Annotated in this window: 17 protein-coding genes; 10 read left to right on the top strand and 7 right to left on the bottom strand. The window is 72.8% G+C overall.

Annotation, left to right across the window (positions count from 1 at the left end; all coding sequences use genetic code 11):
- Positions 1–512: 512 nt before the first annotated feature.
- Positions 513–1,316 (bottom strand): 2-cyclohexenylcarbonyl CoA isomerase, encoded by an 804-nt coding sequence (gene chcB, locus ACWCP2_RS34945; protein WP_450912584.1) that lies wholly within the window; start codon positions 1,314–1,316, stop codon positions 513–515.
- 331 nt (positions 1,317–1,647) lie between these two features.
- On the opposite strand from chcB, the gene ACWCP2_RS34940 reads away from it, so the two are divergent.
- Both ACWCP2_RS34940 and ACWCP2_RS34935 read left to right on the top strand, forming a co-directional pair.
- Entirely contained in the window at positions 1,648–1,815 is a 168-nt protein-coding gene (locus ACWCP2_RS34940) for a DUF3117 domain-containing protein (RefSeq protein WP_003966491.1), read from the top strand.
- 152 nt (positions 1,816–1,967) lie between these two features.
- Positions 1,968–2,585: a hypothetical protein gene (locus tag ACWCP2_RS34935; RefSeq protein WP_450912583.1), complete on the top strand. Its 618-nt coding sequence runs from the start codon at positions 1,968–1,970 to the stop codon at positions 2,583–2,585.
- 10 nt (positions 2,586–2,595) lie between these two features.
- Here ACWCP2_RS34935 and ACWCP2_RS34930 read toward each other — a convergent pair whose 3' ends face one another.
- A complete protein-coding gene (locus ACWCP2_RS34930; protein WP_450912582.1) occupies positions 2,596–3,258 on the bottom strand; it encodes an O-methyltransferase in 663 nt (220 codons plus the stop codon).
- A gap of 143 nt (positions 3,259–3,401) precedes the next feature.
- On the opposite strand from ACWCP2_RS34930, the gene sigE reads away from it, so the two are divergent.
- The 5 genes from sigE to ACWCP2_RS34905 all read left to right on the top strand — a co-directional run bounded on the left by sigE (position 3,402) and on the right by ACWCP2_RS34905 (position 7,896).
- The gene (sigE, locus tag ACWCP2_RS34925; protein WP_243335949.1) at positions 3,402–4,181 is read left to right on the top strand and encodes an RNA polymerase sigma factor SigE; all 780 of its coding nucleotides are present in this window, start codon (positions 3,402–3,404) and stop codon (positions 4,179–4,181) included.
- Positions 4,178–4,876: an anti-sigma factor family protein gene (locus ACWCP2_RS34920; protein WP_450912581.1), complete on the top strand. Its 699-nt coding sequence runs from the start codon at positions 4,178–4,180 to the stop codon at positions 4,874–4,876. The genes sigE and ACWCP2_RS34920 overlap by 4 nt, the downstream gene beginning before the upstream one ends.
- Before the next feature lie 188 nt (positions 4,877–5,064).
- Positions 5,065–6,501 (top strand): trypsin-like peptidase domain-containing protein, encoded by a 1,437-nt coding sequence (locus tag ACWCP2_RS34915; protein ID WP_450912580.1) that lies wholly within the window; start codon positions 5,065–5,067, stop codon positions 6,499–6,501.
- 118 nt (positions 6,502–6,619) lie between these two features.
- Positions 6,620–7,057 carry a sec-independent translocase gene (locus tag ACWCP2_RS34910; protein WP_450912586.1) on the top strand — a complete coding sequence of 146 codons (438 nt, stop codon included), beginning with the start codon at positions 6,620–6,622 and terminating at the stop codon, positions 7,055–7,057.
- A 134-nt stretch (positions 7,058–7,191) separates the two neighbouring features.
- Positions 7,192–7,896, top strand: a complete 705-nt coding sequence (locus ACWCP2_RS34905) for a hypothetical protein (RefSeq protein ID WP_450912579.1) — start codon at positions 7,192–7,194, stop codon at positions 7,894–7,896.
- Between the two features lie 125 nt (positions 7,897–8,021).
- On the opposite strand, the gene ACWCP2_RS34900 is transcribed toward ACWCP2_RS34905, so the two are convergent.
- From ACWCP2_RS34900 to ACWCP2_RS34890, 3 genes are all read right to left on the bottom strand, one after another.
- Positions 8,022–9,191, bottom strand: coding sequence for an Mrp/NBP35 family ATP-binding protein (locus ACWCP2_RS34900; protein WP_450912578.1), 1,170 nt, complete (start codon positions 9,189–9,191; stop codon positions 8,022–8,024).
- A 42-nt stretch (positions 9,192–9,233) separates the two neighbouring features.
- Complete coding sequence (locus tag ACWCP2_RS34895) at positions 9,234–9,740, bottom strand: DUF1003 domain-containing protein (RefSeq protein ID WP_450912585.1); 507 nt, start codon at positions 9,738–9,740, stop codon at positions 9,234–9,236.
- Between the two features lie 187 nt (positions 9,741–9,927).
- Complete coding sequence (locus tag ACWCP2_RS34890) at positions 9,928–11,235, bottom strand: magnesium transporter MgtE N-terminal domain-containing protein (RefSeq protein ID WP_450912577.1); 1,308 nt, start codon at positions 11,233–11,235, stop codon at positions 9,928–9,930.
- A 267-nt stretch (positions 11,236–11,502) separates the two neighbouring features.
- Here ACWCP2_RS34890 and ACWCP2_RS34885 point away from each other — a divergent pair, with 267 nt between their 5' ends.
- Entirely contained in the window at positions 11,503–12,285 is a 783-nt protein-coding gene (locus ACWCP2_RS34885; protein ID WP_450912576.1) for a hypothetical protein, read from the top strand.
- Between the two features lie 8 nt (positions 12,286–12,293).
- Here ACWCP2_RS34885 and ACWCP2_RS34880 read toward each other — a convergent pair whose 3' ends face one another.
- Together ACWCP2_RS34880 and ACWCP2_RS34875 are read right to left on the bottom strand one after the other, a co-directional pair.
- A complete protein-coding gene (locus ACWCP2_RS34880) occupies positions 12,294–12,809 on the bottom strand; it encodes a hypothetical protein (protein WP_450912575.1) in 516 nt (171 codons plus the stop codon).
- Positions 12,810–12,884: 75 nt separating this feature from the next.
- Complete coding sequence (locus tag ACWCP2_RS34875) at positions 12,885–14,009, bottom strand: magnesium and cobalt transport protein CorA (protein WP_450912574.1); 1,125 nt, start codon at positions 14,007–14,009, stop codon at positions 12,885–12,887.
- Between the two features lie 414 nt (positions 14,010–14,423).
- Between ACWCP2_RS34875 and ACWCP2_RS34870 the strand changes: the two genes are divergently transcribed.
- Both ACWCP2_RS34870 and ACWCP2_RS34865 read left to right on the top strand, forming a co-directional pair.
- Complete coding sequence (locus tag ACWCP2_RS34870) at positions 14,424–15,008, top strand: suppressor of fused domain protein (RefSeq protein ID WP_450912573.1); 585 nt, start codon at positions 14,424–14,426, stop codon at positions 15,006–15,008.
- A gap of 79 nt (positions 15,009–15,087) precedes the next feature.
- A complete protein-coding gene (locus ACWCP2_RS34865) occupies positions 15,088–15,732 on the top strand; it encodes a DUF6758 family protein (RefSeq protein WP_450912572.1) in 645 nt (214 codons plus the stop codon).
- The last annotated feature ends 118 nt before the right edge of the window (positions 15,733–15,850 follow it).

The raw sequence follows: 15,850 nt of genomic DNA, 5'->3' as shown, positions 1-15,850 counted from the left end.
CCTGAAGCTGCTCACCGAGTGGACGGACGAAGAGATCCAGGTGATCACCAAGCGCCTGGCCGAGGGCACCGCACACCCCATGGCGGTCAAGCGCAGCCTCGCCGGCGTTTGAGGCGCGGGGTCCGGGGCGGAGCCCCAGAGGGTCCGGGCGCAGCCCGGTGCGCCTTCCCAGCCCCGCCGGCGTTTGAGGCGCGGGTCCGGGCGGAGCCCGGGGAACGGGCGAAGGGCGGGTAGGGGACCTCGCCACGCGAAGCGGTGCCCGCACCCGCGCAGCGACCGCCCGCACCCGCGCAGTCGCGCCCGCACCCGCCTCGGGGGAGCCTGTGCCCGCCCGGGGAGCCTCTGCCCGCGCAGGGGAGCCACTGCCCGTCCCCGGGGGGAGCCGTCCCCGTGTCCGGGGGAGCCGTCCCCGTGTCCGGGGGAGCCGTCCCCGTGTCCGGGGGAGCCGTCCCCGTGTCCGGGGGAGCCGTCCCCGTGTCCGGGGGGAGCCGCCCCTGTGCGCGGGGGAGGTGTTAGCGGCCCAGGTAGTGGGGGGGCTGCTTGGCGAGGAAGGCTTCCACGGCGATGGCGTGGTCCTCGGAGGACCCCGCGCGGGCCTGGAGGACGTCCTCCTGGTCCAGCGCCTCGGAGAGGGACCGCGAGGCCCCGTACGCCAGGGACTCCTTCAGCGCCGCGTAGGCGACCGTCGGGCCCTCGGCGAGCCGCCGGGCCACGGCCAGCGCCTCGGCCGCCAGCTCGTCCGAGGGGACGACGCGGTTCGCGATGCCGAGCTCCAGGGCCTCCTGGGCCTTCACGGACCGGGGGAAGAGCAGCAGGTCGGAGGCGCGCGAGCCGCCGATCAGGCGGGGCAGCGTCCACGAGACGCCCGAGTCGGCCGTCAGGGCGACCCCCGCGAAGGAGGTGTTGAAGGAGGCGGTGTCCGCGACCACGCGGAAGTCCGCCGCCAGGGCGAATCCGAAGCCCGCGCCCGCCGCGACCCCGTTGACGCCCGCGACCACCGGCTTCGGCATCTCCGTCAGCGCCCGGACGATCGGGTTGTAGTGCTCCGCGACGGTGTTCATCGTCAGCGAGGAGCCGTGCTCCTTGTCGGCCGCGAGGAACCCGACGTGCTCCTTGAGGTCCTGGCCCACGCAGAACGCCCGGTTGCCGGCCGCGGTGAGCAGGACCGCCCGTACCGAGGGATCCGCGGCCGCCGCCCGGGCCGCGTCGCGCAGGGCGACCTTGGCCTCGGTGTTCATGGCGTTCATGGCCTCGGGACGGTTGATCGTGATGGTCGCGAGTCCGTCGGTCACTTCGTAGAGCACGCTGTCGGCCATGGCGGGGGTCCCCCTTCGTCGCGGGCTGGCTACCGGCCGGTACCGGCCGGTGCAAAGGTCAGCATGGCGGACCGGGACGGGGTCGCACATGTGATGTGCGTCAAATAAACGGAAGGGCCGAGTCGTGCCGCGGCGGCGAAGTATCGCAGGCGTGTCCCCGAAATGAGTGGTTTTGGTCAAGCGCGTTGCACAAGCGTTCCCAGCCGATGTTGGTCATCGGGTCCTGACATGCGGGATAATGGCCTGGAAGCAATGTGTTCGATGCCGGGTACTAGGCACCTGAATGGGGCCGTCGGCTGACGATGAACTGGTTTCAGGAAGGGGAACGAGCATGGCGGCCATGAAGCCGCGGACGGGCGACGGCCCGCTCGAGGTCACCAAGGAGGGGCGGGGCATCGTCATGCGCGTACCGCTCGAGGGCGGCGGTCGGCTCGTCGTCGAGCTGACTCCGGACGAGGCGGACGCCCTGGGTGACGCCCTGAAGAAGGTCGTCGGCTGATCCCCCAGGGATGACCGACAGTACTTTCGCTGCATTCTCTGCACTGCCCCGGCCGCGATCTGCGGTCGGGGCAGTGTTGTGTCCCGGGGCCAGGGCTCAGCCCCCCCGTAGACCCTCCGTAGAACCCCGACCGTGATCGCCGGAGCCGCGCCGTGACCTTCTCCCCGCCCGCACCACCCGCCTTCGCCGACTGCACGCCCCGCGAGAAGACGGCCCGGGTCCTCACGGAGGTCCTGGCGCCGGCGAACCTGGTGGTGGCCCAGCTCCTGCTGATCGGCTGGCACAGCACGAGGTCGTGGTCCGGCCTCGGCTGGGGAGTGCTCGGGGCCCTGTTCTGCGGGGTGGTGCCGATCGGGATCGTCATGCTCGGGGTCCGGCGCGGGGCGCTGACCGACCAGCACATCCGGGTCCGGCGTCAGCGCGTCGTCCCGATGGGTCTGAGCCTGCTCTCGGTCGTCGCCGGGATCGCCCTCCTGCACGTGCTGGGCGCCCCGGCCGACGTCTTCGCGCTCGTCGTCGCGATGCTGGTCGGCCTCGTGTCCTCGCTGCTGGTGACGGTCGCCTGGCAGATATCCATCCACATGTCGGTGGGCGGCGGCACCGTGATGGTCCTGCTGCTGGTCTTCGGCCCGGCGGTGCTCCCCGCCGTGCTGATCGCCGCCGCCATGGGATGGTCGCGGCTGGTGCTCAAGGCGCACACCACGGCGCAGCTCCTCGCCGGCACCGCCCTGGGCGGCACGGCGGCGCTGACGTTCGCGCTGCTCCGCTGACCCGGTCGGCTCAGCGGCGGACCGCGCACAGCAGGCCGTCGCCCACCGGGAGCAGGGCGGCCTCCAGCGCCGGGGTCTCCCGGACGGTGCGCAGCAGTTCGCGGACGCGGAGCACCTCCGCCTGCTGGGCCGCGGAGTCGACCGTACGGCCGTCCGAGAAGACTCCCTCGAAGCAGACGAGTCCGCCGGGGCGCAGCAGGCGCAACGATTCAGCGAGGTAGTCGAGGGACTCGGAGGGATCCCCGTCGCAGAAGACGAGGTCGTATCCGCCGTCGGCCAGCCGGGGCAGTACGTCCAGGGCGCGGCCGGGGATGAAGCGGGCGCGGTTGCCCGCGAAGCCGGCGGCGCGGAAGGCCTGGCGGGCGAAGGCCTGCCGGTCGGCTTCGGGATCCACCGTGGTCAGCACTCCGTCGGCGCGCATTCCGTGCAGGAGGTGGATGCCGGACACGCCGGTGCCGGTGCCGATCTCGGCGACCGCCTTCGCGTCGGCGGTGGCGGCGAGCAGGCGCAGCGCGGCCCCGGTGCCGGGGGAGACGGAACGCAGTCCCGCTTCCCTGGACCGGTCGCGGGCCCATCGCAGAGCGTCGTCTTCGGCGACAAACGCGTCGGCGAACGCCCAGCTCGTCTGCCGGTTGCCGGTAATGACCCTCTCCTGTCCCCATAGTTGGCGCAACGGTGACTGTATCCGCTGGAGTCGGGAACCCGCAGATGGGACCGGGCGTTGAGAGCAGTAGGGACGCAGGGGCGGCCCGGGGCCCGGAGCCCGTGCAAAGTTACTGCAAAAATGCTTATCCAGAGCTGACGGGAGGGGTGGCTATGGTAGGGATTCCGCTGGACACCACCAGAGCCGACAGGGGAGGTGCGGCTGCGCCTGTGGATCGTGGGGGTGTCCTCCGACGCCTCTTCTGGTCGGCCGGTGAGCCGAAATCCGTGACCAACATTGCTGACCGTTTCCGCACCGTAGACACCGCAACCACCGCGACGTTCGCCGCCGATGCGGGCTCCCAGGCGTGGACCCCTCCCTCGTGGGAGGAGATCGTCAGCACCCATAGCGCGCGGGTCTACCGCCTCGCCTACAGGCTGACGGGCAACCAGCACGACGCCGAGGACCTGACGCAAGAGGTCTTCGTCCGCGTCTTCCGCTCGCTGTCCACGTACACGCCCGGCACCTTCGAGGGCTGGCTGCACCGGATCACCACGAACCTCTTCCTCGACATGGTCCGCCGAAAGCAGCGGATCCGTTTCGACGCCCTCGCCGACGACGCCGCCGAGCGGCTGCCGAGCCGTGAGCCGTCCCCGCAGCAGGTGCTGCACGACACCCACTTCGACGCCGACGTGCAGCAGGCTCTGGACACCCTCGCGCCCGAGTTCCGCGCGGCCGTGGTGCTCTGTGACATCGAGGGACTGTCGTACGAGGAGATCGCCGCCACGCTCGGCGTGAAGCTCGGCACCGTGCGCAGCCGTATCCACCGGGGCCGTTCCCACCTGCGCAAGGCGCTCAAGCACCGCTCTCCCGAGGCCCGTGCGGAGCAGCGTGCGCTGGCCGGTGTGGCGGTGGGCGCGCCCGGCGCCGGGGGAGAGGGCGGAGCCGAGTGAGCGGGACCAGTCCGTTCTCCCCTTCGCCCGCCGAGCACGCCTCCCCGGCCGAGCAGCATCTGGGCGACCGGCTCGCGGCCCTCGTGGACGGGGAGTTGAGCCACGACGCGCGCGAGCGGGTACTGGCGCACCTGGCGACGTGTGCCAAGTGCAAGGCCGAGGCCGATGCGCAGCGCCGCCTGAAGACCATGTTCGTGGAGAGCGCGCCGCCTCCGCTGTCGGCGGGGCTGCTGGCGCGGTTGCAGGGACTGCCCGGCGGCACGGATTCCTCGGGGCCTTCGGGTCCGTCCGGCCCCTTCGGTTCGCCGCCGGGAGCCGACCCCTTCTCCTCCTTCGGCTACGCGCCGCCCGCGGCCGCCGCCGCACCGCAGCAGCAGGGCTTCCGGATACACGAGGTGGGCCGGCAGCGGCGCCGCTTCGCCTTCGTGGCCGCCGGTGCGGTGTCGCTCGCCGCGATCGCGCTCGGGGGCTCGCTGCCCATCGAGACGGTCGAGCCCAATGCCCGGGGCGAGGCGCCGGCCGCGCGTCCGGGACCCGTGGTTCCGGTGTTCGACGCGGTGGTCCGGGAGAACGGGCTGCCGAAGCCGGGCACCATCCCGACGCTCCACCCGGTCAGCCCCCTGGCGTCCCCGTCCGCGTCCCCGTCCCGCCCGGCCACCACGGCCTCCGCCCGTCCGGTGTCCCTGTACCGCTAGGCGGTCTCTGCCGGCGGGCCGGTTCGCCCGGGCCGCGTGCGGCCCGGCCGTCCGGTGTCTTCGGTCCCGCGCGGGTGCCCGTGCGTGCGGCCCGGCGGGGCGGGCGGCACGGGCAACCTGGTTGAATCTCCGCCAGATGCGCCGCCCCGGGCGGCCGGCGGAGACCGACAGGTAGGCGGGGAGCGCCCATGTCCGACAGCCAGCAGACCGATCCGGCGGCGGATCCGGTTCCCGCCCCCATGCCCCGGTGGTGGAGCCGGCCCGCGGCGCCCGGCGGCGCGCACGAGGCCTCCGTACCGCCGCCGAGGTCGGCGCCGCCCGCGGACCTGGCCGCGGATCCGGATCCGGATCCGGATCCGGTGGCCGCGCCGGTGCCCCAGTGGTGGAGCCGGCCCGCGGAGCCGGTCGCCGCGCACGGGGAACCCGTACCGCCCGCGCCGGTGCTGCCCGAGGCGGACCCCGGGCCGCGGTACGACCCGTGGGGTGCGCAGCCGCTCCAGCCGGTGGACCGCGGCAGGGCGGGCTCCCGCGGGCTGGGGATGCGCCAGGGCATCCTCCTCGCGCTCGGGATCGCCCTCCTGGCCGGCGGCATCGGCGGCTACGCGGGCGTCCTCGCCGAGCGGGAGGCCGGCACCCGGCTCGAACTCCCGCAGGCGGCCCCCGCCGACACCGGCCGCGCTCCCGGCAGCGTCGCCGGGATCGCCTCCACCGCGCTGCCCGGCGTGGTCACCCTGCACGTCAACGGCGCGCAGAGCAGTTCGACGGGCACCGGCTTCGTCCTCGACGGGCAGGGCCACATCCTCACCAACAACCACGTGGTCAGCGGGGCCCGGACCATAACGGTCACCTTCAGCACCGGTGAGAGCGTCCCCGCCGAGCTGGTCGGCGGCGACACCGGGTACGACCTGGCGGTCGTCAAGGTCGAGGGCGTACGGGGCCTGCGGCCGCTCGCGCTCGGCAACTCCGAGAACGTCAAGGTCGGTGACCCGGTGGTGGCCATCGGAGCCCCCTTCGACCTCTCCAACACGGTGACCGCCGGCATCATCAGCGCCACCGGCCGCCCCATCACCGCCGGGGGCGACAAGGGCGACGGAAGCGACGTCAGCTACGTCGACGCGCTCCAGACCGACGCCCCCATCAACCCCGGAAACTCCGGCGGCCCCCTCCTCGACGCCAGGGCCCAGGTCATCGGCATCAACAGCGCCATCCGCGGCGGCGACGGCGGCGACAGCTCCGGGCAGCAGCGCGGCAGCATCGGCCTCGGCTTCGCGATCCCGGTGAACCAGGGCAAGCGCGTCGCCGAGGAGCTGATGCGCACCGGCCGCGCCACCCATCCCGTCATCGGCGTCACCCTGGACATGGAGTACTCCGGCGACGGGGCCCGGGTCGGGGAGAAGGGCGAGGGCGGCAAGCCGGCGGTCACCGCGGGCGGGCCCGGAGCCCGCGCCGGGATCCGGCCGGGCGACGTGATCACCAAGGTGGACGGGGTACGGGTGCACGGAGGCGACGAGCTCGTGATCAAGATCCGGGCCCACCGGCCGGGCGACGGGCTCACCCTCACCGTGCTGCGCGACGGCCGGGAGCGCACGCTGGAAGTGGTCCTCGGATCGGCGAACGGTTCGTGACGGCCGGGTGAAAGCCGAATCCGTCCGCTAAACAGCCGGTCCTGGTGTATTGGCCTGCGGACCCGGCCGGGTACCGTGTGACAGGCCTGACGTGAAGAGAGCCGAGGAGCGGGGCAAGGTGTTCAACGACATAGGCGCACTCGAGCTGGTCACGATCGTGGTGCTGGCCATTCTCATCTTCGGTCCGGACAAGCTGCCCAAGGTCATCCAGGACGTCACGGGCGTCATCCGGAAGATCCGCGCCTTCTCCGACAGTGCGAAGCAGGACATCCGCTCCGAGCTGGGCCCGGAGTTCAAGGACTTCGAGTTCGAGGACCTGAACCCGAAGAACTTCATCCGCAAGCAGCTGACCGAGAACGAGGACCTCAAGGAGATCCGGACCAGCTTCGATCTCCGCAAGGAACTCAACGACGTCACCGACGCGGTCAACGGCAAGGAGCCCGATGCCGCGCCGGCGCCCGCCGCGCCCGCGCCGGGTGCCGGACTGGACATGCTGAAGGACCCGGCGACCCCGGCGCAGGAGCAGCTCACGCGCTACGACGCCGACGCGACCTGACGCCACCAGGGACCACGCGCGCGCCCGCCTGCCCGTCGAACCGCGGTCGGATGGCTATCCTCCTTTGAGTCCGGATCCAGGACGCCCGAGGGGGGTGGGCCGTTCCGGAGCCCACGGAACGAGAGGCCGTAGCGATGGAGACGACGCGCAGTAGCCGGGTAGGCACGCAGCCCGCCGAGGCGCAGACGCCCGCACCCCAGGATCTTCCGCAGTCCCCGGACGCGGCCGCCCCGCCCGTCCCTGCCGCCCGCCGGGCGGCCGAGGGATACCTGCGGGCGGACTTCCCCTGGTACGGCCTGGACGGGGCCTTCACCGGCCCCCGCTGGCTGATGCAGGTCGCCGCCGGCGCCGACGGCAGCGTGGAGCACGGCTCCACGGGCCACGGGGACGAGCCCTCCGCCCGCGGCGAGATCGCCACCGGGGAGAAGGAGCGCTTCGCGGTGGTCGTCACGGTGGCCAGCAACCCCCTGCGGCGCACCGCCGACGGCACCGGCGTGCTGGAGGCCACCTCGGTCTCCTCGGCGGCCTGGCTGGCCGGCTCGGGCCTGCTGGCCTACAGCTGGCCGGGGCAGATGGACCACAGCCTGCGCGACGACTGGCTCGACCAGCAGACCGAGGCGGCGTGGGAGCTCGCGGACGACCTCGCGGGGCCGGACTGGTCGACGCTGTCGCTGCCGGTGGACGGGGAGCCGACGCCGTTCCACTACCGCGAGTCGGAGTTCGGGTGGGTCCTGGCCGGATCGACCGGGAGCGGGGTGCACCTCGGCGCCTACGGCCGGGGGATGAGCGCGTACGGGCTCGGCTTCTCGGTGATCGGCGACCTGGCGGCGTACGAGTAGGACGCACGCGCACGAGCAGGACGCACGCGCACGAGCAGGACGCACGTGCACGAGCAGGACGTACGCAGGAGGGGCCCCGGAACGGAAATTCCGTCCCGGGGCCCCTCCTCGTCCGCCCGCGCGTGTCAGAACTTGTTGCGCGGGGTGATGCCCAGCGACATGCCGGCCAGGCCGCGGGCCCGGCCGCCGAGCTTGCCCGCGATGGCGCGCAGGGCCGCGCCGGCGGGGGAGTCGGGGTCCGACAGGACGACCGGGGTGCCGTCGTCGCCGCCCTCGCGCAGGCGGACGTCGATCGGGATCGAGCCGAGCACCGGTACGGCCGCGCCGACCGTCTTGGTCAGTCCGTCGGCGACCTTCTGGCCACCGCCGGAGCCGAACACGTCGACCATCTCGTCGCAGTGCGGGCAGGGCAGCCCGGACATGTTCTCGACGACGCCGACGATCTTCTGGTGCGTCTGCACGGCGATCGAACCGGCCCGCTCCGCCACCTCGGCCGCCGCCTGCTGCGGGGTGGTCACGACGAGGATCTCGGCGTTGGGCACGAGCTGGGCCACGGAGATCGCGATGTCGCCCGTGCCCGGCGGCAGGTCGAGCAGCAGGACGTCCAGGTCGCCCCAGTACACGTCGGCCAGGAACTGCTGGAGGGCCCGGTGCAGCATCGGACCGCGCCACACCACGGGCGCGTTGCCCGGGGTGAACATGCCGATGGAGATGACCTTCACGCCGTGCGCCGACGGCGGCATGATCATGTTCTCGACCTGGGTGGGGCGGCCCTCGACGCCGAGCATGCGCGGCACGCTGTGGCCGTAGATGTCGGCGTCGACCACACCGACCTTGAGGCCGTCGGCCGCCATCGCCGCCGCCAGGTTCACGGTGACCGAGGACTTGCCGACGCCGCCCTTGCCGGAGGCGACCGCGTAGACGCGGGTCAGCGAGCCGGGCTGGGCGAAGGGGACCTCGCGCTCGGCGGTGCCGCCGCGCAGGGTCGCCGCGAGGTCCTTGCGCTGCTCGTCGCTCATCACGTCCAGCGTGACGGCGACCGAGGTGACGCCGGGGACCCGCTGCACGGCCTCGGTGACCAGGTTGGTGATGGTCTCGCGCATGGGGCAGCCCGACACGGTCAGGAACACGGTGACGGCGACCTCGCCGCCCTCACCGATCTCCACCGATTTGACCATGCCGAGCTCGGTGATCGGCCGGTGGATCTCGGGGTCGTTCACCGTCGCCAGCGCGTCCAGGATCGCGTCCTGCTCGGGCACGCCGGTGGCGGAGGCGGAGCTTGTGTCGGTAGCCATGCCCCGATGGTACGGCGCGGTGGCGGGCCTCAGGAAAGCCCGCTAGCGGTCGCCTTCGTCACTCTCGGCCGGGAACAGCCGCCGCTCGTCCATCTCCTTGATCAGATCCTGGAACTCGGACCGGATCCAGTCGCGCGTGGCGACCTCGCCCAGACCCATCCGCAGGGCCGCGATCTCCCGGGTCAGGTACTCGGTGTCGGCCAGCGAGCGCTCGTTCTGCTTGCGGTCCTGCTCCAGGTTGACCCGGTCCCGGTCGTCCTGCCGGTTCTGCGCCAGCAGGATCAGGGGGGCCGCGTAGGAGGCCTGGAGCGAGAGCATCAGGGTCAGGAAGATGAAGGGGTAGGTGTCGAAGCGCAGGTTCTGCGGAGCGAAGATGTTCCACAGCACCCAGACGATGATGACGACGGTCATCCAGACGATGAACCGCCCGGTGCCCAGGAACCGCGCCACCCGCTCCGAGAGCCGGCCGAAGGCCTCCGGGTCGTACTCGGGCAGCAGCCGCCGGCGGGCCGGGCGCGGCAGGTCGAGCCGGGTGCGCGAACGCGTCAGCGCGCTGGACCCGGATCCGGACCCGGAGGCCCCGCTCTTGGCCCGGTCGCGGTGCGGCGCGTCGGAGGAACGTTCCGCCGACTCCGCCGACGGCCCGTGCTCCCGCGCCTGCAGCCGCGCCTGTTCGCGCCGCTCCCGGATCTGCTCGCGGCGCCGCTCGCGCGCGGCCTGGTCGCCGCGCCCCCGCTCAGTGGCCACGGACGTCCTCCTCCGCATCCTCGTAGCTCTCGTTGGCCTCGGGACTCTCGGAATGGAAGTCCGTCTCCCGCCAGTCGTCCGGCAGCAGGTGGTCCAGTACGTCGTCGACGGTGACCGCGCCCAGCAGCGAGCCGCTCTCGTCGACCACCGGCACCGCGACCATGTTGTACGCGGCCAGGTAGCTGGTCACCACCGGCAGCGAGGCGTCCGGCCGCAGCGGCGGCAGACCGGCGTCCACGATCGAGCTGACCAGGGTGAACGGCGGATCGCGCAGCAGCCGCTGGAAGTGCACCGTGCCCAGGTACTTGCCCGTCGGCGTCTCGTCCGGCGGCCGGCACACGTACACCTGCGCGGCCAGCGCCGGCGACAGGTCCGACTGCCGTACGCGGGCCAGCGCGTCGGCGACCGTCGCGTCGGGCCGCAGCACGATCGGCTCCGTGGTCATCAGACCGCCCGCGGTGTTCTCCTCGTACGACAGCAGGCGCCGCACGTCGGCCGCGTCGTCCGGCCGCATCAGCGTCAGCAGCCGTTCCTTGTCGTCCTCCGGCAGCTCCGAGAGCAGGTCGGCCGCGTCGTCCGGGTCCATCGCCTCCAGGACGTCGGCCGCGCGCTCCTCCTTCAGCTTCCCGAGGATCTCCACCTGCTCGTCCTCGGGCAGCTCCTCCATGACGTCCGCGAGCCGGTCGTCGTCCAGCGCGCTCGCCACCTCGGCACGCCGCTTCGGCGTCAGGTGGTGCAGGACGTTCGCCACGTCCGCCGGGCGCATCTGCTCGAAGGTGGCCACCAGGTTCTCGGCGCCCTGCCCGTGCTCCTCCAGCGAGAAGCCCGTCACCGCCGACCACTCCACGGTCAGGGTCTCGCCGCGCCGCCGCAGCGCGCCCGACTTGCCCTTCCGTACGAAGATCCGGTCGATCTCCCAGTCGCGCCGGGCCGGCAGCTGCTGGATGGCCACGTCCAGGACGGTGACCTCCTCGTCGTCCGCGACCAGGCGCACGCGCCGGTCCAGCAGTTCGCCGAGGATCAGCCGCTCGGTGGGGCGCTGCTCGAAGCGCCGCATGTTGACCACGCCGGTGGTGATGACCTGGCCGGACTCGACGCCCGTCACCCGGGTCATGGGCAGGAAGATCCGGCGCCGGCTGACCACCTCGACCACCAGGCCGAGCAGCCTGGGCGGCCGGCCGCCCACGCGGAGCATCGCGACGAGGTCGCGCACCCGGCCCACCTGGTCGCCGTTGGGGTCGAAGACGGGCACACCCGACAGATGCGAGACGAAGATCCGTGGGGCGCCTGCCGCCATCCGAGCGCCTCCTACGAGCTGCGTCATCCGTCGATCACCGGTACTGCCGCCCTCAGGTTAGCCCGTACCGCACGCAAGCTCCTGGTGGGGCCGTCCGCCCGGGCCTCCCCGAGGTGCCCCCGAGGTGCCCCCGAGCCGCCCCCGCGCCGCGCGGGCGGCCCCCGTACGCGCGTCCCCACGAGCTGTGCACGGGTGCCGCGCGGGGGCCCGCGTACGGGCGGGTACGCTGCCAGCTGCTCGCCGACGCAACGAGAGGGGCACCTGCCCGTGACCGCCTACTTCCCCGCCCCGCGGCTGCGCCGGGCCGCCTTCGTCAGCGCCCTGTGCGCGGGCCTGGCCGTCGTCGGCACGGGGTGCGGAGCGGACCCTGACGAGGGGACGAACGGAGTCGGGAAGCTGTCCGCCGACCAGATCGAGGACAAGGCGAAGGCGGCCGTCACCGGGGCGCACTCGGTCCACCTGTCCGGCACGCTCGTCAGTGGGGGCAAGTCCTTCACCCTGGACATGCGGCTCGGGGCGGACGGCGGCTCCGGCGAGGTGAAGGCCCAGGACGACACCACCTTCCAGCTGCTGCGGGTCAAGGAGCAGCTCTACCTCAAGGCGGGCTCGGCGTTCTGGGGCCAGTCCGAGGCGGCGGGCAAGCTCGGCGACAAGTTCGTCAAGGTGCCCGAGGCCGACCCCTCCTACAAGCAGTTCCGCGGGTTCACCGACATGCAGGTCATGCTCGACGGGCTGCTCGGACTCGACGGGAAGCTCACCAAGGACGAGCCGTACACCAAGGTCGGGCACACCCGGGCCGTCCAGGTCTCCGCGGACAAGGGCAAGGGCGGCAAGCTCTCGGTCTCCCTGGAGGGCACGCCCTACCCGCTCCTCATGGAACGCGCGGGCGGCGCCGGCCGGGTGACCCTCGCGGAATGGGGCGCGCCCGTCGAACTCACCCCGCCCGCGCCGGACCAGACGGTGGACTACGGGTCCGAGCTGCCCACGACCAAGGGCCAGGAGGGCGGCTCCGGCCAGGGCTCCGGCCAGGGCGCCAACCCGCAGGGCTAGGCCACCCCCTAGCGGGACGCCTTCTTCTTCCGCTTCAGCAGCAGCTTCGGCAGCCCGGCCGGGATCGGCCGCCGGGTCGTCGCCGGGGAGCCCAGCGGAGCCGCCGCCAGCGAGCCCTCGGGGAGGGCGCCGCGGACCGCCTCCGGCTCCAGGCGCAGCAGCCGGCACTCCCGCGCCCAGCGGTCGGTCATCTCGGCGGAGTCGGGCGCGTTGAGCCGCTTGCCCTTGAGCTCGGCCACCGCGGCCTCCCACGGCTCGCTGCCGGGCACGAGCTCCCGTACGGTCGCCGTCCACGCGACGAGCCGGCCGCCCTTGTCCTTGCTGCGCACGGTCACCTCGGCGGCCGCCCCGTCCGCGAGCCCCGGGAACGGCTGCTCGCCGGGCCCGTCGCCGAGCACGTGCGCCGCGCCGTCCACCCAGGCGTGCCACAGGCCGCGGTCGGCCCCGGAGCCGCGGACCCAGATGAGGCCGGACTTCTTGGTGGCCTCCTCGACGAGGGCCAGATCGAGCGCGCTGAGAGTCATGCGCACAGGGTAGCCAGCGCCCCCGTGCCCCTCACAGCCAGTGCGTGCACAGCCGGTGCGCGCACAGCCGGGGCGTCACAGCCAGCCGTGGCGGCGCAGGGCCCGGTGGATGGTGAAGCAGGTCCCGGCGATCGTCGCCATCACCATCGGATAGCCGTAGCGCCACTGGAGCTCCGGCATGTGCTCGAAGTTCATCCCGTACACCCCGCAGATCATCGTGGGCACGGCGATGATCGCCGCCCAGGAGGTGATCTTGCGCATGTCCTCGTTCTGCGCGACGGTCGCCTGCGCCAGGTTGGCCTGGAGGATGGAGTTCAGCAGCTCGTCGAAGCCGACGACCTGCTCGTGCACCCGGGCCAGGTGGTCGGCGACGTCGCGGAAGTACTTCTGGATGTCGGGATCCACCAGCCGCATCGGGCGCTCGCTGAGCAGCTCCATGGGGCGCAGCAGCGGGGAGACGGCCCGCTTGAACTCCAGCACCTCGCGCTTGAGCTGGTAGATGCGGCCCGCGTCGCCGCCGCGCGCACTGCCCTTGGCGGGGGCGGCGAAGACCTCGCTCTCCACCTCGTCGATGTCGTCCTGGACGGCCGCGGCGACGGCGATGTAGCCGTCGACCACGTGGTCGGCGAGGGAGTGCAGGACGGCGGACGGGCCCTTGGCGAGGAGCGCCGGGTCGTCCTGGAGGCGGTGGCGCAGGCCCTTGAGGGAGCCGTGGCCGCCGTGCCGGACGGTGATGACGAAGTCGGGGCCGGTGAAGCACATCACCTCGCCGGTCTCCACCACCTCGCTGGTGGCGGTGAGTTCGGCGTGCTCGACGTAGTGGATCGTCTTGAAGACGGTGAAGAGGGTGTCGTCGTAGCGCTCCAGCTTCGGCCGCTGGTGCGCGTGCACCGCGTCCTCCACGGCGAGCGGGTGCAGCCCGAACACGGCGGCGATCCCGGCGAACTCGGCCTCCGTCGGCTCGTGCAGGCCGATCCAGGCGAAACCGCCGTCCTCGCGGACCTCGCGCAGCGCCTCACGGGGCGTCAGACAGGCGCCGCCCCGGGCGCGGCCGTCGCGCCGCCCGTCGCGGTAGACGGCGCAGTCGACCACCGCGCTGTTCGCGGACGGGTCGCGGGTGGTGTCGTAGCCGGGCTGGGCGGGCGTGGACCTGCGCAGCGCGGGGCGGACGGCGGCACGGAGGTAGGGCAGCATCGACATGGCAGGCTCCTTCGCGCGCACGGCTGCGGACCGTACGGGTGGGAGGTCCTTCCGGATGACGCGCTCACCGCGGTCGGCGGGCCGGGCGGGCAGGCGGAAGGATCAGGACGGGAGGACACAGTTCTTCCGTCGCTCTTCGACCGATCCGACGTGGGAAACGACGCGCGGATCAAAGGGGGCGCGGCGCGCCCGTCGGCGAAGTGGAAGAGCGAGAGGTACCGCACGTACTGTGCGATCGACTTCGATGCACCGCAGCCCCACCTCCTCCGGCCGGTCCCCCGTAGGGGACGTCCTGTCGCCGGGGCACTGAAACTTCTCTTCTGAGAGCGTCCCCGACCAGCGGTCCACGATATCAGCCGACGGATGGTCAAGAGCCGCTCTTTACCCGGCTGATACGAGTTCTATGCTCGCTCCATGGCAGAAATTCTGGCCCTTGTGGAAGCCCGGCTGCGCGCCGCGCTCGGCGAACCCGACGCCCGCGCCGCCGTCACCTTCTTGGGCACCGACCGCTTCGAAGTCCTCCGCTTCACCGAGGGGGACCTCGTGCGGTACGCGACCCTCGGCATGTCCGCCCAGCCGATGACCGACCCGACGACGGTGGTCGCCGACCCGCTCCGCGGTCCGCGCGCGGAGCTCGTCCTGACCGTACGGGGCGGGCTCGCGCCCACCGACCGGCTGCTGCGGCCCCTGGCCGTACTGGCGGCCTCGCCCCAGGTGGAAGGGCTCGTCGTGGCGCCCGGCGCCTCCCTGGACGTGGGCGAACCGCTGTGGGAAGGGGCGCCGTTCACCTCCGTGCTGGTGGCGGAGCCCGGCGGCCTGGTGGAAGACCTCGTCCTGGACGACCCCATGGATCCCGTCTCCTTCTTCCCCCTCCTGCCGATGACGGCGAACGAGGCGGCGTGGAAGCGCGTCCACGGCGCGGCCGCCCTCCAGGAACGCTGGCTCGCGCACGGCACGGATCTGCGGGACCCTCTGCGTACGGCAGTCGCACTGGACTGAGCATCCGGCCGCCGCCCGGCCGCCCGGACGGGTGAGCACGTCTTGACGGGGCGCGCGGCGGGGAGGAGCGTGGCTTCTTATGAGGGGCGAACCGAGTTGCCCGAAGTGTGGTGGCCGGGTCAGGGCGCCCGGTCTTTTCGCCGACTCCTGGCAGTGCGCGGTGCACGGTGCCGTCCACCCCTTGCAGCCCGTGATCCCGCCGAGCGTAGAAGGCCTGAGCGTGGTGGTGAACCGGGCGGAGGTGCCGGTGTGGATGCCCTGGCCGCTGCCCGTCGGCTGGCTGTTCACCGGGATCGCCTCCGCCGGTGACGACCGCACGGGCGGCCGGGCCACCGCCGTGGCCTGCTCGGGTCCCGGTCCGCTCGGTGGCATCGGTGAGCTGCTGCTGATCGCCGAGGAGCTGGGCGTGGGCCTGGGCGCGCGGTTCGCCGGTCTCGACGCCCCCGACCCGGGCCGCTTCATGAACGTCTCCGCCCCGCCGCACGCCAAGGTGGTCGCCGCCGGCCGCCCGACACCGCTCTGGCACGTCACCGGCGTCCCCGAGGACCGGGCCGTCTTCGCGGGGGAGGCGCGCGGGCTGTGGCTGTGGGCGATCGTCTGGCCGGAGCAGTCGGGCCTGCTGATGTACGACGAGCTGGTGCTGACCGATCTGCGCGACGCGGGATCCGAGGTCGAGCTCCTGCCGTGCGGCGCCCTGAGCCCCCGGATCCTGTCCTCCTCCTGACGCGGACCCCGTCCGGCGGACCGGGGCGCAGACCGGCCGGTGGGCCCGTACCGGGAAAGCCGGTGGGCCCGTACCGGGAAAATCGGACGGTATCCTGGAGTGTCCCCCGTCCGCGTGT

It is taken from the genome of Streptomyces sp. NPDC002104, from assembly GCF_053593795.1.
The sequence above is the reverse complement of the archived record's forward strand: the minus strand, read 5'-3'. Positions and strand labels throughout refer to the sequence as shown.

Coding starts and splice junctions, on each gene's coding strand:
- chcB (WP_450912584.1), bottom strand. CDS start 1,316: ATGGCCGACAGCGTGCTCTACGAAGTGACCGACGGACTCGCGACCATC.
- ACWCP2_RS34940 (WP_003966491.1), top strand. CDS start 1,648: ATGGCGGCCATGAAGCCGCGGACGGGCGACGGCCCGCTCGAGGTCACC.
- sigE (WP_243335949.1), top strand. CDS start 3,402: ATGGTAGGGATTCCGCTGGACACCACCAGAGCCGACAGGGGAGGTGCG.
- ACWCP2_RS34915 (WP_450912580.1), top strand. CDS start 5,065: ATGTCCGACAGCCAGCAGACCGATCCGGCGGCGGATCCGGTTCCCGCC.
- ACWCP2_RS34905 (WP_450912579.1), top strand. CDS start 7,192: ATGGAGACGACGCGCAGTAGCCGGGTAGGCACGCAGCCCGCCGAGGCG.
- ACWCP2_RS34900 (WP_450912578.1), bottom strand. CDS start 9,191: ATGGCTACCGACACAAGCTCCGCCTCCGCCACCGGCGTGCCCGAGCAG.
- ACWCP2_RS34890 (WP_450912577.1), bottom strand. CDS start 11,235: ATGGCGGCAGGCGCCCCACGGATCTTCGTCTCGCATCTGTCGGGTGTG.
- ACWCP2_RS34880 (WP_450912575.1), bottom strand. CDS start 12,809: ATGACTCTCAGCGCGCTCGATCTGGCCCTCGTCGAGGAGGCCACCAAG.
- ACWCP2_RS34875 (WP_450912574.1), bottom strand. CDS start 14,009: ATGTCGATGCTGCCCTACCTCCGTGCCGCCGTCCGCCCCGCGCTGCGC.
- ACWCP2_RS34870 (WP_450912573.1), top strand. CDS start 14,424: ATGGCAGAAATTCTGGCCCTTGTGGAAGCCCGGCTGCGCGCCGCGCTC.
- ACWCP2_RS34865 (WP_450912572.1), top strand. CDS start 15,088: ATGAGGGGCGAACCGAGTTGCCCGAAGTGTGGTGGCCGGGTCAGGGCG.